Source organism: Bradyrhizobium sp., from assembly GCF_049586575.1.
Lineage (GTDB): Bacteria > Pseudomonadota > Alphaproteobacteria > Rhizobiales > Xanthobacteraceae > Bradyrhizobium.
In genome coordinates, this window is the sequence record NZ_JBAVCF010000756.1 from 1 (window position 1) to 15,398 (window position 15,398).

General features: G+C 59.5%; 11 protein-coding genes and 1 pseudogene. 7 read left to right on the plus strand and 5 right to left on the minus strand.

Annotated features, from left to right (window positions below; all coding sequences use genetic code 11):
- Positions 1–497: 497 nt before the first annotated feature.
- The 5 genes from WB528_RS27225 to WB528_RS27245 all read left to right on the plus strand — a co-directional run bounded on the left by WB528_RS27225 (position 498) and on the right by WB528_RS27245 (position 9,144).
- Positions 498–878, plus strand: coding sequence for a DUF2946 family protein (locus WB528_RS27225; protein WP_423892441.1), 381 nt, complete (start codon positions 498–500; stop codon positions 876–878).
- A gap of 121 nt (positions 879–999) precedes the next feature.
- Entirely contained in the window at positions 1,000–2,229 is a 1,230-nt protein-coding gene (locus tag WB528_RS27230) for an efflux RND transporter periplasmic adaptor subunit (RefSeq protein WP_423892442.1), read from the plus strand.
- The gene (locus tag WB528_RS27235) at positions 2,222–5,332 is read left to right on the plus strand and encodes an efflux RND transporter permease subunit (protein ID WP_423892443.1); all 3,111 of its coding nucleotides are present in this window, start codon (positions 2,222–2,224) and stop codon (positions 5,330–5,332) included. The genes WB528_RS27230 and WB528_RS27235 overlap by 8 nt, the downstream gene beginning before the upstream one ends.
- 12 nt (positions 5,333–5,344) lie before the next feature.
- Positions 5,345–6,853 carry an efflux transporter outer membrane subunit gene (locus WB528_RS27240; RefSeq protein ID WP_423892444.1) on the plus strand — a complete coding sequence of 503 codons (1,509 nt, stop codon included), beginning with the start codon at positions 5,345–5,347 and terminating at the stop codon, positions 6,851–6,853.
- Positions 6,854–7,809: 956 nt separating this feature from the next.
- The gene (locus WB528_RS27245; RefSeq protein ID WP_423892445.1) at positions 7,810–9,144 is read left to right on the plus strand and encodes a sialidase family protein; all 1,335 of its coding nucleotides are present in this window, start codon (positions 7,810–7,812) and stop codon (positions 9,142–9,144) included.
- A gap of 296 nt (positions 9,145–9,440) precedes the next feature.
- On the opposite strand, the gene WB528_RS27250 is transcribed toward WB528_RS27245, so the two are convergent.
- From WB528_RS27250 to WB528_RS27270, 5 genes are all read right to left on the minus strand, one after another.
- Positions 9,441–9,695 carry a group II intron maturase-specific domain-containing protein gene (locus WB528_RS27250; RefSeq protein ID WP_423892447.1) on the minus strand — a complete coding sequence of 85 codons (255 nt, stop codon included), beginning with the start codon at positions 9,693–9,695 and terminating at the stop codon, positions 9,441–9,443.
- On the minus strand, positions 9,671–10,765 hold the full coding sequence (gene ltrA / locus WB528_RS27255; RefSeq protein WP_423892451.1) for a group II intron reverse transcriptase/maturase: 1,095 nt from the start codon (positions 10,763–10,765) through the stop codon (positions 9,671–9,673). Before ltrA ends, WB528_RS27250 begins: the two co-directional genes overlap by 25 nt.
- Positions 10,766–11,380: 615 nt before the next feature.
- Positions 11,381–11,872 (minus strand): lipocalin-like domain-containing protein, encoded by a 492-nt coding sequence (locus WB528_RS27260; protein WP_423892448.1) that lies wholly within the window; start codon positions 11,870–11,872, stop codon positions 11,381–11,383.
- Positions 11,873–12,224: 352 nt separating this feature from the next.
- Positions 12,225–12,533: a hypothetical protein gene (locus WB528_RS27265; RefSeq protein ID WP_423892452.1), complete on the minus strand. Its 309-nt coding sequence runs from the start codon at positions 12,531–12,533 to the stop codon at positions 12,225–12,227.
- 130 nt (positions 12,534–12,663) lie between these two features.
- Positions 12,664–13,671: a hypothetical protein gene (locus WB528_RS27270; RefSeq protein WP_423892449.1), complete on the minus strand. Its 1,008-nt coding sequence runs from the start codon at positions 13,669–13,671 to the stop codon at positions 12,664–12,666.
- 353 nt (positions 13,672–14,024) lie between these two features.
- On the opposite strand from WB528_RS27270, the gene WB528_RS27275 reads away from it, so the two are divergent.
- Positions 14,025–14,372, plus strand: coding sequence for a hypothetical protein (locus tag WB528_RS27275; protein WP_423892450.1), 348 nt, complete (start codon positions 14,025–14,027; stop codon positions 14,370–14,372).
- Between the two features lie 167 nt (positions 14,373–14,539).
- Positions 14,540–15,398: pseudogene (locus WB528_RS27280) on the plus strand (hypothetical protein); the annotation flags it as partial.

Genomic DNA, 15,398 nt, shown 5'->3' on the forward strand with positions numbered 1-15,398 from the left:
TGCAGCAGACCCCATAGTGACCGAGCGCGTCGCCTACTCACTCACGAGCCTGCGAACCTTTGCAGACATTCGAGTTTTGAACGGCGCAGAATCTACTTCCGGGTGAGTCTGTTCAGCCCCCGAAAGCCGACATACCGCTGCAGTGCAATATCCGTCGTTCTGTGCCCAATTGCGGCATTTTTGCATCGCGGTAATGACGGGACGAAAGGCATTCGCAGCATGAGCTTTGCGATGGCGTATTCGGTTCTCTGTAGGCGACCTCTCGCGAGGTACCTGATACCAGACCGATACGGCGCGCGTTCCTCAGGGGGTCTGCGAGTGTCAATCGCCGGCGTCCGGCACACGACCTGGAAGCACACAATTCAATTTTCCGACTAATAGTCCGCGGCCGCCTCTTGTTACGGCCGGCCGAAAACGTATTGACATCCACAGACCATCCTGACCATGCTCTTCGGTCTATTAATCAAGCCCGAAACGAGGTGAGCGAAGGGTCAGAAATGCTCTGGTTCCGTTCACATATCCGGGATGGTTCGCGCCTAGCGCTGTTTGCACTGGCGATTCAGCTTTACGTGACTTTCGGTCATGTCCACCTGGATGGCTTAGTGGGCGGAATGGTCCACTCAGCGACCACCGTTCAGCGCTCCGGCGCAGCTTTGCACAATTCTAATACCCCGGTTCAGCAGGCGCCCGGCAAGGCCGATACCGATTGTCCGATTTGCGCCCTGATACAATTAGTGAGCACATCAGCACCGTCCGTGGCTCCGCCGCTGCCGACTCCCGTAATGATCGGCGGTATTAAACTTGAAACATCTTTAGGTTTCCGGCGAGCAACTTTTTTCCATCTTTCATTTCAGGCGCGTGGGCCACCCTCGATCTGACGTACGTCGAAGGTAACGGGCTGTATCGCTCTAGCCTATCGTAGGAATTCCGCGCGGCGTGCATGCCCTACGCTGCTCGTCTGCGCGCACCTTCTCACAATTTGCGTGGACGAGAAGTCGCATGCACGTCGAACCCAATTTCATTGCTGGTTCCGGCGATCCCACGACGGGTCCTCGAAACCTTGATCGCGGCAAGCTGTCGCCAGGCGGACCGACGAAGGTCGCACTTTTGCTCTTGCTGGCGGGTCTGCTGGGCGCTGGAGCATATCGGCTGTTGTTCGACTCGCCGGTCTACTCTGAGCCTTCGCCGGCCCTCGCCAAAGCGGCGATCCCTCTCATCCGCTCCGGAAACACGATTAGGCTACCCGAAGGATCACCCCTGCGAGCTGCGTTGACGATCGAACCGGTCGTCGCAAAAGATGTTAAGCGCGATCTGGTGCTGCCTGCGGTCGTAGAAGCTGACCCGGCTCGTTTGATCAAGGTGACACCGCCGCTCGCCGGCCGCGTTACGCAGCTGAAAGTGGGATTAGGTCAGCGGGTTGCTGCTGGGCAGGCGTTGGTTGTGATCGACTCGCCAGATCTTGGGACGGCGTACTCAGATTACGACCGCGCCAGAGTCTTGTTGTCGTTGGCAACTGAAACCCGCAAGCGCTTGCGTGCCCTCGCAAAGATAGGCGGCGCTGCAACGAAAGACCTGCAGCAGGCTGAAACGGATTACGTTACAGCAGAAGTCGAGATGCAACGGGCGACTGCCCACTTGAAGCAGATCGGGGTCGATCCGCAGGCGCCTAATAAGTCCCGCACCGTGACGGTAGTCGCTCCGATGTCTGGCAGCGTCACCGATCTTGGTGTCGCGCCGGGAGAATATTGGAACGACCCGACCGCTGCCATGATGACCATTGCCGACCTCAAGACCATCTGGGTCACTGCGAGCGTTCCGGAAAAAGACACTTCGCTTGCGTTCAAAGGGCAATCGGTCACGGTCGTGTTCGCGGCTTATCCTGCCGAGACGTTTCAGGGCAAGGTGCTGTTCGTGAGTGACGTGCTCGATCCCACCACGCGACGCACGAAGGTCACCATTGCCTTCGACAATCCTGGCACGCGATTCCGGCCGGGCATGTTCGCAAGCGTTAGCTTCTTTGCACCAGTACAGAAAATTCCAGTGGTTCCGACGAGCGCGCTGGTGCTTAAAGATGACGAGACCCAGGTGTTTATCGAAACAGCGCCGTGGACGTTCGAAGCACACGATGTGGACATCGGGTTTCAGCAGGGGGACCAGGCCACGCTCATGCGCGGTGTAAAAGTTGGCGACCGGGTCGTCGTCAAAGGGGGAGCGTTGCTCGGTGATTGACTGGCTGGTCGGCTTCGCGCTGCGCAAGCGCCTCGTCGTCGCGATGATCTGCGTTTTCACCGCCGTGTATGGCTATTACTCGTGGACCCGCCTTGCCATAGATGCTTACCCTGATGTGGCCGATACGGAATCTCAGGTCGCCACCCTCGCGCCCGGTTTGGCGGCCGAGGAAGTCGAGCAACAGGTCACTATTCCGCTTGAACGCGAGCTTAACGGCACGCCGTCGCTGACGATGATGCGCTCGCGCAGCACCTTCGGCCTGTCATTGATATCGCTGGTTTTTAAAGACGGCACTGAAGATTACTGGTCGCGCCAGCGCATCACCGAGCGAATTGCAAACGCAAACCTGCCGCCGGGGCTCACGCCGACACTCAGCCCATTGTCATCGCCAACCGGACAGATTCTTTATTACGCGCTCGACTCTGACACCAAGAATTTGCGCGAACTCTCGGAAATTGAGCAGTGGACGGTCATCCCGACACTGAAGCAGGTACCCGGCGTCGCCGACGTTTCCAATTTCGGCGGCCTGACCACCCAATTCGAGCTGGAGCTCGATCCGCAGCAACTCATGCGGTTCAATCTGTCACTCAATACTGTTATCAGCGCGATTAGCGCGAATAACGCAAATGCCGGAGGCAGTGTCCTCAATCGGGGCGAACTCGGATACGTGATCCGCGGCATCGGCCTCATTCAAACACTGGACGATCTTGGAAATATTGTCGTCGCCGAGCACAATGGGACGCCGATCCTTGTGCGCGACCTCGGCAAACTCAAGCTCAGCAACTTGGAGCGCCACGGAATTGTCGGCAAGGACAACAGGAACGATGTCGTCGAAGGAACCGTATTGCTGCTGCGCGGCGCCAATCCATCCGAGGTCCTGCGGGGCGTGCACGCCAAGATCGCAGAACTTAATGAGCAACTTAAGGCGCAGGAAGTGCAGATCGTGCCCTATCTCCATCGCACCACGCTGGTCAATGCGACCATCGACAAGGTCGGACACACGGTCTTTGCGGGCATCGGCTTGGTGCTGATCGTCCTTATTCTTTTCCTCGGCAGCGCTCGCAGCGCGCTTATCGTGGGCGTTACGATCCCGTTTGCCATGGTGGTGGCGTTCATCTTGATGTTCTTCACGAATATATCGGCCAACCTGCTTTCGCTGGGCGCAATCGATTTCGGCATCATCGTTGACGGCGCGATAGTCATGACCGAGGCGATCCTGCGCCGCCGTGAGGCAAAACCGAATGAGGTGTTGACCGAAACCGATGTGCGTGCGGCGGCCCGTCAAGTGGCGCGACCAATCTTCTTCGCTACGGCGATCATTATTACAACTTATTTGCCGTTATTTGCCTTCCAGCGCATTGAGGCCAAGCTGTTCTACCCGATGGCGTATGCCGTCGCTTACGCACAGCTCGGCGCACTCGCATTCGCATTATTAGTCATACCTGGCCTCGCCTATGCGGCCTATCGCAGGCCACGACGTGTTGCTCATCACGCAGTCCTGGGTTGGATCGAGACAGCGTATCGCGAAGCCCTGTCCGGCTCGCTACGGCGGCCCTTGATGGCGTACGCGTTGAGCGGTGCCGCAACCATTGCGGTCGTGTTGCTTGCTGTCACCGTCTGGCGCGAATTCCTGCCCGACCTCGACGAAGGTTCAATCTGGCTTCATGCGGAAATGCCTCCCGGCATATCGCTGCAGAAAGCGACCGATATGGTCGCCAATCTGCGTACGACGATTGATGAGTTTCCGGAGGTCGAGACGGTCGTCAGTCATATCGGCCGCAATGACGATGGCACCGATCCGTGGACGCCATCCCATATGGAGGCCGCCGTGATCCTCAAACCCTACAGCAACTGGCCGGCCGGCGAAACAAAGCACGATCTGGTAGAGCGCATGTCGGCCCGGCTCGCGCGTCTCCCAGGATTCGAGATTGCGTTCAGCCAGCCGATCATCGACAGCGTGCTTGACACTGTGTTCGATCCCCACAGCGCGCTCGCCATCAAGGTCTTCGGGCACGACTTCAAGGAGCTAAGACGCATAGGCAGCGCGATTGTCGGCGTCCTTAAGGCTACTCCGGGCGTAACCGATGCAGCCATCGATCAATATACGCCGCTGCCTCAGATTTCCATCACTGTTGATAGAGCCGCTACTGCTCGGTATGGCATCAATGTGGCCGACGTTACCAACCTGATCAACACCGGCATCGGCGGCGCGGCGGTCAGTGAAGTGTTCATAGGCGACCGACATTACGACATTACGGTCCGCTTTCTGGCCCAGGACCGCGGCAATTCCGAAGCGATCAAGAACCTTCTTCTCACATCGAGCGACGGAGCGCTTATTCCGCTTTCGCAGGTCGCGCAGGTCAAGGTGCAATCGGGCGAGAGCATGATTAATCGGGAAATGAATCACCGCTACCTGCTCGTCAAGCTCGACTATCACGATCGTGATCCTCTCCATTTGGTGGCGCAGCTATCTAAGGAGATTGGCCAAAGGGTCTCATTCGATAAAAGCCAATACCATCTCGAATGGGGCGGACAGCTTCAGGGGCAGGAGCGCGCTGAGGCGCGCTTTAAGCTGATCCTTGGAATGGTGCTGGCTGTGATGTTGGTCCTCCTCTATGCCGAATTCGGAATTTTGCGCCAGGTGTTTCTTATCATGGGTGTCGTGCCGCTAGCCACGCTTGGCGGCCTGATCGCTTTGCACGCCACTGGTACGACGCTCAACGTCGCCTCGGGCGTAGGCTTTATTGCTCTGTTCGGCGTCGCGGTGATGAACGCCGTCATCATGGTGGCCAACCTAAATCGGGTTCGCACGGCAGGATTGCCATTATTTGAGGCGATTCTCGCGGGTGCCGGAGAGCGCCTTCGTCCGGTGCTGATGACAGCGGCGGTGGCGACGCTCGGCATGCTTCCGGCGGCGCTTGCGACCGGTGTCGGGAGCGATGTTCAGCGAAATCTCGCAACCGTTGTCGCCGGAGGACTTATTCCGGCGACGCTGCTCACGCTGTTTATCGTGCCGACATTCTATTTCGTGCTCGAACGCCGAGCCGCATTGCGCTCGCCGGAGACGGCGCTCGTGGCGCAGCGGACTGCGCCCGAGTCGTAGAGAGCGAAAAGCATGGTCAGCAGGCTTTTCCAGTCGATCGCCCTTTCGTTAGCGACCGCTGCGCTGCTAGCGGGTTGCGCTGTAGGGCCTGATTTCAAGCCGCCCGCGGCCCCAAATGTCAGCGGTTACACGCAAGAGCCGCTCACGACCGCGACAGCCGCGGCTGCCACAATGGGTGGTGGCGCGCAACGCTTCGTACGCGCTCTCGATCTTCCGGGCCAGTGGTGGGCCCTATTACACTCAAAGAAGCTCAACACCCTTATGGGTAGTGCGTTGGCGGCCAATCCGGATCTAGCGGCCGCCCAAGCTGCCCTCGTGGTCGCCAAGCAAAACGTTTACGCGCAGCAAGGATTGCTTTTCCCGGCGATCAGCGGAAATTTCACGGGAAGCCGGGAGTTGGCGCCAATTGGAACGCCCTCAGATTTCGGCGCGCCAAATCCGATCTTCAATCTGTTTACGGCACAACTAAACGTCTCCTACGTGCCTGACGTGTTTGGCGGCACGCGGCGTTCGATTGAAGCGTTGGCCGCGCAGGCGAATTCGCAACGTTTTGCACTTGAGGCAACATACTTGACGCTAACGTCCAATCTTGCGGGTGCTGCCGTGCAGGAGGCTTCGCTGCGTGGCCAGATTGTAGCGACACGCAGCATCATTAAGATTGAAACCGACGTGCTTTCGCTGCTGCAGCGGCAATACAAGCTGGGCGAAATTGCCGAAGCTGACGTTGTCGCCCAGCAGGCTGCGTTGGCTCAGGTCGAACAAACATTGTCACCATTGGAGAAGCAGCTTGCGCAGCAGCGCGACCTTCTCATAGCTTTGAGCGGTGGCCTTCCCAGTCAGGGGCTGCCACAGACGTTTGAACTGAGCGCATTCCGCCTGCCGCGCGATCTTCCTGTCAGCCTTCCGGCACAGCTCATCGAGCAACGTCCAGATGTGCGTGCGGCGGAGGCCAATCTGCAAGCCGCAAGTGCGCAGATCGGCGTCGCCATAGCAAACCGCCTTCCCAACGTAGCCTTGACGGGAAATCCCGGCAGTACGGCGCTTGCCGTCAACCAGCTGTTCACGCCAGGGACTGAGTTCTGGGTCATCTCGGGCAGCATTACGCAACCGATCTTCGAGGGCGGAGCTCTGTTGCACCGCGAACTCGCCGCCAAGGCCGCGTACAAGCAAGCACTCGCCCAATATCGCGGCGCGGTCGTAACCGCATTTCAGAATGTCGCAGATGCTTTGCACGCCATTCAATCTGATGCCGTTGCGCTTCAGAAGGCGGTCGCGTCGGAAAAGGCAACATTCAAGAGCCTCGACATCACGCGAAAACGAATGCAACTTGGCGACATAAATTATCTCGCTTTGCTCAATGCGCAGCAAGCTTACCAACAGGCGTTAATGAGCGTCGTGCAAGCGAAGGCCGCCCGCTATGCTGACACAGTTGCGCTCTTCCAGGCGCTGGGTGGCGGTTGGTGGAATCGCTCGGACGTTCAGCAGGAGTCGCCGGTCACGATCCGTGACATATTCCAGTAAAGCATAAAGGCTAAATGAAAGCTCGATGACGGCCCGGAATCGACCCTAAAGTCATTAGGATCACTTTGGACGGGTCGGGTCCCCCGGCAAAGATCGGCCGTCTTCACCCCCGGCTTCATGCCCCATCAGGATCGCAATGATCTGTTCTTCCGTATGCCGTTTGCGCTTCATCGTCCGGTCCTTTCGTCAAGGACCAGACTCCAGTTCGCCTTGGATCATTCGAGGGGCAACGTCACGGGTTTGCAACAATGGGGCGCGCCCGAACCTCCTGCCGGAATTTGGTTGGCGTGCACCGCAGCAAAACAGCAGCCGCGAGGTCTGATTTGGGTCATTCGGGTCGATTTGGGCCTGCTGTCGTCAGGTCGGCTCATGCCTCAAAAGCTCCGTGACAACGGACATCGAGAACGGACGTGCAGTGCCAATTCCCGACGTGAGCATGTGCAGCAATTGGCCTGCAGACATGCGCCTCGCGACCAAGTGCCACCCTGTTGCCCCTGCACGCGATCAGCTATACGGGCCGCGGTAAGCGAATCCGACCAGTTCACCTTTCCAATCAAACAATATTCTGAAAAAACCGCGAAATCCGATCTCAATTGCATCAATAGCTTGCGTGCTGTTTCAGAACGGCGGCTAGCTTCCGCTTGCGCGATCGGGCCCCCCAAGACTCAGAAATGGCCGCTGGTAGGCCTTGCGCCTCAAGTGCGGCGAGAGAGGGCGGTCAAAAAAGCCCAACGCGCATTGGCGCCCCGCTCTGAGGCCCGGGCAGCCGTCGCAGGGAGATCGAAGCCGGTGACCCTCCGGATAACACGACCCATCCATGTCAAGGCCCACCCCGCTTGCTCCCTTGCGGAGGCGGCCTCTGAGCCGCAAGGTAGGCACGCACGAAGGACCCTAGGAGTCGCAGGGACGACGGGCGAGCGTTCAAGGCGCTACAACGTGCGGAAATGGAACACAGGATGACCCTCGGCACATTGGCCGGCCACCCGATCGCGCGCGGTGCAATCGATTTTTGTCGGGCGCGGCGCCTGCATCGTGGCGTGCTGTGGGTAACCTGCGTTGCGATGGCGTTTGCGGGGTTCGTGACGACCGGTTGGACGCGGGATGTGTATTCCTGGTCGCCAAACGTGGCGGTCGCTCCCTTCGACGGCAGTCGGCAGCAGGGTGAGACGGCCCTGGTGACCGGTTCGGATGGAAGAGTCTGGCTGGCCTTCATCGATGCCGAATACAAGCAGACGGCCACGCACCTTTGGATCGCGTATCCGCGAAGCGTGCGGCTTTTCATGAGCGCAGACGCCGCCAAGAGCTTTACCGCCCAGCCCAACCTCTCGACGGACTCTGACGGCGATCAGGCGCTGGCCAGTGACCTTTCGGGCCGCGTCTTTGCCAGCTTCGTGAACTACTTCACGGGTCGCCAGCAGATCGTCTTGAAGCGCCTGGATGCGGCGCAGGACGTGAACTCCACCTGTCTTCCTTTCGATGCGTCCACCAAGCACGATCAGTCCAACATCCATGCGGGACGTGGCGGCACCATCTATGTCGTGGGAGCCGATATCCAATCGCCGCCGAATCCCGGCGGTGCACTGCTCTATGCTAGGTCGACGGACGGCGGGAAAACTTGCGTTGGTCAACGCCGCCTGCAGGAGGTCGGTGAATTGCCTCAGATACTGGATACCCAATTCGGTCTGCTGATCGCCGGTGCAGAGGGATATTACACCTCCGCGGACCGCGCGGCGTTCTCGGCGAGAATTGCGCATCGGTTCGGCGCCAAGCTGGCGCGGCTCGCCGTCAGTCCCGACCGGCGCGTCGTCTATGTGGTCGGCGACAGCACCGGCGGCGGTTTGCAAATGCAAATGAGCACTGACGGCGGCAGGACCTGGCGGACGAAGCGCGTCGATGACGCAGCTCGGGCGACCGCGTGGCGGTATCCGGCGGTTCACGTGGATCCCAAGGGTCGCGTCCATGTCGCGTGGATGGATGATCGGGCCGGGTTCGGCGCTATCTATCACGCCTACTCCGATGACGCCGGGGCCACTTTTTCCCCGAATACTCGCTTGAGCGATAAGACGTTTCCATTCCCCGCGAATGCTCCACCTCCTCCGCCTGCCACACAGAACGGAACATGGGTTGGCGACTACCTGTCGCTCACCACCGTGGGCGACCTGGCGATTGTGGCATGGAGCGACCAGAGAGCCGGGAAGCCGAAGTCGGTTGTGCAGATTTCCGTCGGCAGCTCGCGAAGCCAGCGTCCGCCCCCGCCGGTCATAACTCCGCTACCTTCGGCACGACCGTGAGGCCATGTCGTCAAGGCCGTGCCCACATTTCAAATTTCGCCGAGCATAGCCATTCGGAAGCCGAACGGTATCGCGCTGGAGAGTGCTAGATTACAGCGGTTGCTTGGCGCCGGTACCCACGCGCTCAATGTTCGCGTTCGGTGTAAGCTGCCGTGACAACGGACATCGGAGAAGCGACGTTCAGGTAGAGTCGAGGATGAGCGCGGTCACTTGGGCCTTTTGGCATCGCGCCGTTTCTCATCCCCGCTCATCGAACCGGACGTGCCGATTTCCGGCATCCGGCTCTCCGACTGGTTTCACCGCAAGGCACACGACGCGGGCGCAAGTGGCAAGCGTTCAAGGCGCGCAAGACCGAGTTCTCCGTAGACGACGTCAAGGGAGAACCGATGTGTGCCGCGCCCTGCCAGTTTGTGCCGACGAGCGAGGAAGTTGCGGACGCGCTCATAGACGTATCGGTCAATACTGCAGAATGCCGATCGGCGCGTTCCGAGGCAGAAGTAGTTCGACCAGCCAAGCAGAGATTTGTTCAGCTTTCGCCCAATTCGGGCCACGGATCTGTGTTGCCGGGCACCAGCAGCTTGGCAACGTTCGCCTTGAGCCGGCGCATACTCTTCTTGGACGGGCTCGCGCTCAGATACCAAGCACCGTTCGCTTTATATCGATGCGGTCCGAACGAGTAGCCGAGGAAGTCGAAGCGCTCTCGTCGGGCGTCCTTCAACGAAGTCTTCGCCTCGTTGAGTGTCAGCCCGAGCCGCGTCATCACCGCCTTGGTCCACGCCAGAGCCTCGGCTGCACCTCCGCGGCTGAGGATGACGAAGTCGTCGGCGTAGGCGACGACTTGTGCACAGAACGCTTCTCCGCGGTTGGTCAGGCGCCAGTGCTTCAGGAACCGGTTCATATAGATGTTGGCCAGAAGCGGACTTGCGACGCCGCCCTGAGGCGTGCCGCGTGTGTTACTCCTGCCCCCACCGATACGCCGCTTCCCGTTGTCGTCGCGTTCCTCGATCGGCGCCCTGAGCCACATCTTGATGAGCCCCAGGACGTGTCGATCCACAATGCGCCGTGCCACAGATTTCATAAGGTCGGCGTGCGGTATCGAATCGAAGTAGCGGGACAAATCGGCGTCGACCACGTCGGTGTAGCCCCGGCAAATCAGCCGGTGCACTTCCCTGACTGCGTCTATTGCCCCACGAGCGGGACGATAGCCGTAGGCACTGTCCTCGAAGTCAGCTTCGAAGATCGGCTCCAGCACAATCTTGGCGGCAGTCTGAATCACGCGATCCCGGATGGTCGGGATACCGAGCGGACGCTCGCCCTCCCCATTCGGCTTCGGGATCAGCACCCGCCGCACCGGATCAGGCCGGTACCTCTTCGAGATCAGTTCCTCGCGTAAGCCTGCTAACCACTCCTCCACTCCCCTCGCTTCGATCGCCGCAAATGTCATTCCATCCACTCCCGGCGCTCCCGCATTAGCGCGGGCCAGTGCATAGGCGTGGTTCAGAATGTCCTCGCAATAGATCTTGTCGTAGAGGAGGTAGAAGCGGAATGCAGGCTCCGCCTTCGCCTTACGATACAGCTTTCTCTGAAGGGTCCGGATCGCTAGCGGTGTTGCCAGGCTCATCGCCAATCACCCTCACCTCGCCGTCTTCGAAAGCACACCAGAAGTCAGGGTCCTTCTCTCCACCAGCGTTACCCGGCTTCAACGATACTATGACCCTGTCCGACTCCCGCTTGAGACGCCGCCGATCGCGACGTTGAGGCCGCTATCCTCGCTCACACGGGTATCCCCCGATTACACGGATCACCCTTCCAACGTGCCGTGCCCACTACCCCGGCGGATCAAACAGGTGCGTGCGTCGATTGCTTCCCTGTTCGTACAGCCTTCCCCAAATGGCAGGAGGGTCGGCATCCGCATTGTCACTTTCGGGGCCTGCTCAGGCTTCACTCGCGTTACGGCCCGCCGGATCGCTCAGCCGCCCAAGGCGACCTTTGTCACGAGGCTCCAGCCCATGCAGTTGCCCGCACAAGCCGCTCGTCAGCTTCCAGATCAATCGACAACTCTCCGGGTGGAATCTTCCTCCACTGATAATCCGCGCCTTCGGGGCGCACTGCCATCACTCGACAAATTGCATCGCAAGAGAGGGCAATGCTATTCGATCGCCTCCTCGAAGGTGGCGTTTAACCCCACCCAAGCAGATTGACACGCCTCGGATCGCGACAGGTGCACCGAACGGGGCTATTTTATACGTTTCCAGCGAAGTTCGCTTCGTCCGCCGAAGGATGGAACAGTAGTCCATGTCGGTTCATCACCTGTGAAGGAAGTGATCGTTCGCTTCTGATCGGTTCCAATCCAGGCCTGCCAAGTCCCACGTTCGATGTGCTGGACAACGACACCGTCGGCCACCAAGTAAGTGCCATAGAAGGCAAAGCTCCCGTGCACGATCGCTTCGTTTTCTTTCGCCGTGCCGCGCATCCGGTCGTTTGACGCAAATTTTGGCAGATTACGCCGCGAGTTGATGATCGCGAAATGACCGGCGCTGTCGAATATCGCAATCCCTTTTGGCTGCGCGCCAAATGGCTGAATGGCCCGACCGTCCGCAGTGGTAGTGTCATCCGTTTCGAGGGTCCATGCCCCGACTAGGTCCTTAGCCGTTTGGGCACTGGCCCTGGGAATGGCAATTCCCAAGCATGCGAGTGCGCTCAAAGTAGCCGTGATCAGATATCTCATTGCATGTCTCGCTGACCGTGCGCAGCAGCCGTCAGCTTTCGGGCGGCCATGCGTCAACCTCGTAGACAAGAGAGAGCCTGGCGGGCTATATACAAGCATTGGGAGACCGAGCACCTTCCCTCGCAATCCGACAAGAGTCTTCGGACAATCCAATTGCTGACGCGTAGTCGTTCTTTTGGAATGGGACTCTTCATAGAAACCCGTAAGCAGCAGAGGCGATTGGTTAGCAGCCGCCTTGTTTCCCTTTATTGTCTTAATCCAGCGCGGCCCTCGGCGCCCACGCGCCACACGCCCCAACGGATAAAGCCATCACTGTGCCGGCTCGGAATCCGGAGCGAGCAGACCTCCGATACTACCCGCCATCAGCTTGCCGCGGCTGCGGCCAGCTGTCGGCGATGACCCCGTAGCTCGGCCAGCGGCCAGCGCCGCCGGCGAATTGTGCAAAAAGAAAACCCGGCGCGGCGCCCGGCGGCACCCCGCTAACGGCGGCGCCCGGCGGCACCCCGCCTACGGATAAAGACCACCAACGTGCCAGCCCGGAATCGAGAGCGAGCACACGTCCGATAGCCATCAGCTTGCCGCGGCTGCAGCCAGCGGGAACATGCTTTTCGAGAGAAAACTCATAGAACAACGCAGCCTGCTCGACTTGCCGATGTCCCATCATGATTCGAAGCCCTGCTTGCCGTAGCGACTGAATCAGCAAACTTCATGCGTCGCAACTGCAGACTTTTTCAACAAAATCGGCTCGATAGCGATAGGCAGTACAAGAGGCGACGAATAGGAGACAAATTTCATTGCCTCTTGCAAATTGGCGTTGGCCGTTGCGGCGGCGGCGGATGATCCTTCTTATATTGAGCGAGGATCGGTTCGAGTCTTCCCTTGGGCCAGAATTTTGGCGAGCGGATTTCTTTCAAACAGGAAGCGTTCCAATATAATCTCGTACGTGACAGCGACTGACCGGCCGCCGCCGCTCGCGCGACTGCGTCGATGTCGGCCGCCTCGGGATAGATGTACAGCGTCGTCGGGTTGTTCTTCACCATCGTGACGATCTGCCGCGCGTCCGACGGCGACCAGCTAGTGCAACCGTCGCTGCGGCCGCCGGCGTAATCCACCAGCTGTCCAAACGGAACGTAACCCTCCCGGTCCGCGTACGGACTATGCGGGTCCTTGCGAAGACAGACGTTCCTCAACAATTCGGCCGTATGCCCGCCGATCTCGCGCTCTCTGGCGTTTGCGGTCTCGCCTTCGCCGTCAAACTGGATGAACGAACGCACCAAAACCGCATCCGGTTTCCCTGAAACGCGATAATAGCCTTTGAAAGATGCTTTCGTTTCACGTGTCACATAGGCGCCGCCCGCCGTCAGCTTCGAATCCAGCGCGTTGCCAAAGTTCTTCGCGCACTGTCTTCCGTTTGCGAAATCCGCTAAACCTTTCAAATCGCGACCGCTGCCGTGTCCTGCCGAAATCGCACGAAACGTCTCGTTGGATTTACAGATAATGTAAAATCGACGCCCCAATTTGCCATTTCCCAAATCGTTGGGACGCGTGGCATCCATCGCGAAATAGCAGGGATTCTTCACCACGCCTTCGTGCACTTTTTGCAGATAAAGCGCGCGCGCCCGCTGCAAGACCACTTGCGCGATCTGACCTTCGCCATCGCCGACATGGACGCTTAGCCAGCTCGGCAGGTCTGAGGGTTGCGCCGCGGCAAAGGATGGGAGCGACGCCGACAAGGCGATGCCGATGATTAAGAGGCTAAGGATATTGGCGATCTTCAGAAGGACGGATCTTAGCCGCATCGGATCAATTCTCCAGTCGAACTGGCTTTGCGCGTACGCTTGTGATCGGCGATGCTCGCCGCAGTCGCTGTGATCTTATTGGCGAAAGGTTGGTTCCAATCCGATATTGGCCTCGAAGCCGTGCAACCCAACGGGTGGTGGCGCCGGAAGCTTGCTATTTATTATGTTACAATATTACACTAGGATACAATACGCAGTCAGACCGTAGCGGCTCAGACTGAGGTGTAGCCCGCGTGTCACGGTGTCCGGCAATCGACTCGCGCCGGCGGGCATTCATGAACGAACTGTCGTAGACCATCGGACGGATCGGCATCATGGGTTGCTTCAGGGCATACAGGAGGTTCGGCGGCCGATTGGCGCTGTTCGCGCTGGCGCTGCAATTTTACCTGTCCTTCGCGCACATCCATCCCGACGACATCTACGGACCGGTCGGCCAGGCGTTGTCTGTTGCCGAGACGGTCAATCTGCCTGCGGCGGAATCGTTCAACGCCATTCCTCCCGATCAGCCGTGGTACACCGGTGACGGGCTGTGCCCGATCTGCGAAACGATCTATTTCCTCAGCACATCCTTCACGCCTGATGCTCCGGGAGTCCAGCCGCTGACATTTTCGTCACGGCGTGCCGAGCACGCGGTCGCGCCCGCGGCATTTGTCGTCGCACCGCGGCACACCTTCCAACCACGCGCCCCACCCGTCGGCTGACCCTCCGCGATCGTTGCTGAATTCCGTGGCGTTACCGTGCGTTCGCGCACGGGCTGCCACGAGAGCGCCTGCGGTTGCCTGAAAATAAAGTTCCTCCGCTCGCGACAGCACGACCGCGCTCTTTGCGGCGCTATGGCGAATTCCGTTCAGGATAATGGGTGGGGATAATGTCTAGTCACGTTCATCATTTGAGTTTCACATCTCGCGCGGCATTACTCGCCGGTTGCGCGCTTTTGGGGCTGACCGGTTTCGGCGCGTCCGTGAGGGCCCAGGTGACGCTTCCCGAGCTTAAAGTCACCAGCGCAAAGCCCAAGCCGAAACCACGTACCGTGCGGCGCCGCGCACCGGCGCCGGCCGTCGCCGCGCGGGCAACGCCAACGTCGCCAGCCACGCCGGTCAATGCGGCGATCGCGAAGAACAACGCATTCGATACCGCGCGGAGCAACCTTTTCACTACGGCCGGCACGACGTCGGACACGCTCAGCCACGACAGCATCCAGGCGCTGCCCCAAGGCACCAATGCGCCGGTCGAGAAAATTCTGCTGCAGGCTCCCGGCGTGTCGCAGGATTCGGCGGCAAGCGGTGCGATCCATGTCCGCAACGATCACGCCAACGTGCAATTCCGCATCAACGGCGTCATGTTGCCCGACGGTGTCACCGGCTTCGGCAGCATTCTGGACCCAAGCCTGATCGGCAGCATGTCGCTGATTACAGGCGCGCTGCCGGCAGAATTCGGCATGCGCACTGTGGGCCTCGTCGACATCACCACGCGCAACGACATTTTCAACAATTCCGGCAGTGTCAGCCTTTACGGCGGCAGCCGCGGCACCTTCCAGCCGAGCTTCGAATACGGCGGCACCTTCGGCAACACCTGCCCCTCGGCCGCGCCAGCCCCCGCCAACTCCTCCGCCGCGCCCGTCGCCACCAAAGCCGCAGCGTCTTCCTCGACGACCGACTGTTTCCCCGGCGTGCAGTACCTGTTCACCGGCCGCTATCTGCAAACCACGGAGGGCATCGAAAACCCGA